The 2,367-nt window shown below is 34.2% G+C and carries 4 protein-coding genes; 1 reads left to right on the top strand and 3 read right to left on the bottom strand.

The features are described 5' to 3' along the window. Window positions 1-594: 594 nt before the first annotated feature. On the bottom strand, window positions 595-876 hold the full coding sequence (locus F1560_RS18005; RefSeq protein ID WP_149476032.1) for a hypothetical protein: 282 nt from the start codon (window positions 874-876) through the stop codon (window positions 595-597). Window positions 877-1,253: 377 nt separating this feature from the next. Further along, the gene (locus F1560_RS18010; protein ID WP_245347905.1) at window positions 1,254-1,433 is read right to left on the bottom strand and encodes a DUF2187 family protein; all 180 of its coding nucleotides are present in this window, start codon (window positions 1,431-1,433) and stop codon (window positions 1,254-1,256) included. Between the two features lie 294 nt (window positions 1,434-1,727). On the opposite strand from F1560_RS18010, the gene F1560_RS18015 reads away from it, so the two are divergent. Further along, on the top strand, window positions 1,728-1,892 hold the full coding sequence (locus tag F1560_RS18015; RefSeq protein WP_187773767.1) for an ATP-dependent DNA ligase: 165 nt from the start codon (window positions 1,728-1,730) through the stop codon (window positions 1,890-1,892). A gap of 357 nt (window positions 1,893-2,249) precedes the next feature. Here the strand turns inward: F1560_RS18015 and F1560_RS18020 are convergent, their stop codons facing one another. Next, the gene (locus tag F1560_RS18020; RefSeq protein ID WP_425466047.1) at window positions 2,250-2,360 is read right to left on the bottom strand and encodes a DUF1657 domain-containing protein; all 111 of its coding nucleotides are present in this window, start codon (window positions 2,358-2,360) and stop codon (window positions 2,250-2,252) included. Window positions 2,361-2,367 lie beyond the last annotated feature (7 nt).

The raw sequence follows: 2,367 nt of genomic DNA on the forward strand, positions 1-2,367 counted from the left end.
TAAAGCGTATACTTTACGCAGATTGGCGAGAGAGTGAAGGCATACATGTAAGTCCTAAATAAAATTTGTTAGGATAAGAGCACATCAATTTTCTTGGTGAATATAAACTTTAGTTTTCAACAATGAATAATTTCCAATCTCAGTGATATAAATGAGATATTGGGAATTTTTAATACTGGAATATCCTTAACGTTGTAAATATGTCAATTATCTTAACTTCGATGTGAGAACTATTGGAATATCAAAGGTTTCACATCATTTACATGTATTCAACGTAAATACTAAATTATAAGATTTGTTTATTAGTTGTGTTTTGTTAAATTAAAGCATCGTGAGTTGCATAAAATTATAACTTCTAAGCTATCCCAAAAACATTACAAGGAAAATTAGTGTGCTTCTATTTCATTTGAAAACTCTAATTTCTTAATATCCTTCACTTTGGCTCTCCTTGGTTTGGATCCTTTTATGTTTCCTTCTATGTGTGCTTGGATTTTATCGCCTGGATTGAAATTCTCTGTATTAACACCTTCTAAGAAGGTAAAGTCAAAGATGTAGGCATCTAGGTTCATATGTTGTATTTCATCTTTTAGCCATTCATAATCTAACCCCGATTAACAATATGTCATCTTTCGCTTGGAGCACATAACCTTGAAACGTAACTTCGTGCTTTTCACTTTGCTTCTTTTCGTTTTCGGATTGTTGAATAATATATTCCGCTATTTTAGTAAGTTCCACACCATCCGGGCTCTGATCACACGCAGACCAACGATATTCACGCTTCGCCCCGTTAATGTATACCTTTAGATAATAATTCAAGGAATCCTTAGACTCACATGTGGTCTCTAAATCCTTTTCAGCTAAGTAATTCGCAAACACTAATCTTTCCTACTCCCCTTACGTAAGGTTTGGTGCCATCTTTAACTGCTGACTGAGGTCCTCCGTTGGTACTGGTGCCATTTTTTTCACTATCGTTCGTATTACAACCGGCTAGAGTGATAATTAAAATGATTAAGAGACTTATGTATGTCATTTCCTTCATTAGCTTCTCACGTCCTTTCTTGAGATTTGTACATAAAGGGGTACCACCAACAAAACGCGGAAAACATACGGTAAGGAAATTCGGCTTTTTCAATAAACCTGTCAAAAGTTTTATAAACCTAACGCATCCTAATTTATTCTTTTTTTATGAGGAATTTATTCAGCATTTATACAAATTTAAATTGGGAAAGCGCCTTTTTAATGCTATAAACTTATCAGATAATCTCACAATTTTTATGTCCAATAACTGTTTTATCTCCTTCAAACTCCAGATTGGTTGTATTTTCAGTAACCGATACCATCACTGAATTCTGATAGATCTTTTCGACAACCCCCTTTACCCCAGACTTAAAAGAGATTTCGTCACCGATCCCTGGAATATTATTTATTTCCAATGTATGTCCCACCTTCACATAAATTATCTGTTGGATGTTCCTTTTTTGTTATTACATTTAACATCTAACTTAACAATCTTATTTAAGCTTTCCAATTTTGGGATTTAAATACAGGTTACCGTAAAAATATGAAAGTTTAAAGAAGACATTACCATGTCATTAAAATTTCTGGTGCTTTAGTTTAGTTTTGTATATTAATATTAGCTGGTGAATTCAAAGAACGAATAGCAATAACTGGATGTTGGACCATTGATTCTTGATCCACTTATATAGTTGTTACGATAGAGAGCAATGATGGAACGATTCAAAAGAAAAAAGAGCCAATATCAAATTCAATATTGTGTATTCGATATTATTTATTATCCTGGTGAAATGATTACATCCTTATCACTAATCGAACGTAAAGATATACTGAATCAGTTGGAATTCAATTCTGAACGGATTGTACATGTTCAGTAGCCTCTTGCTCTTGTAGGGGTCTTACCTACTGTCCTCGAGATAGATTCTACGTGTATTTGGGCTACTTGTATAACGTTTTTCTATAACAGAATTCATTAACTGAAAGAAATGACAATGAAATTTCCCGTATTAGACTAACCAGTCTGGGCGGTGATTCCTGCTTAGAATATCACGTGTCCGAATACACCGAGGTGTGGTAGGCTGGAGGCTGTACATTAGGTGCTTAAACGCAAGTGTGATTCCGGACGGCGCCAGTAAGACACATCTTTGAAAATTAGCCAATAGTATATCGCATTTTGCATCAGTTATAAGCATTATAAAGTAACCAACAATGCGGACAAGTGCTTACAAAGAAAGCTAATTCAAATAAGAAGAGATTGTAGCAATTGCAGTTTGCAGTTTTTTACTATTCCTTTGGTACATTTCTTTTGATTCCGGATTTTCGGTTGAAAGAGCAAATAATTCCAAATCAGCC

It is taken from the genome of Oceanobacillus polygoni (assembly GCF_008304605.1).
Lineage (GTDB): Bacteria > Bacillota > Bacilli > Bacillales > Amphibacillaceae > Oceanobacillus > Oceanobacillus polygoni.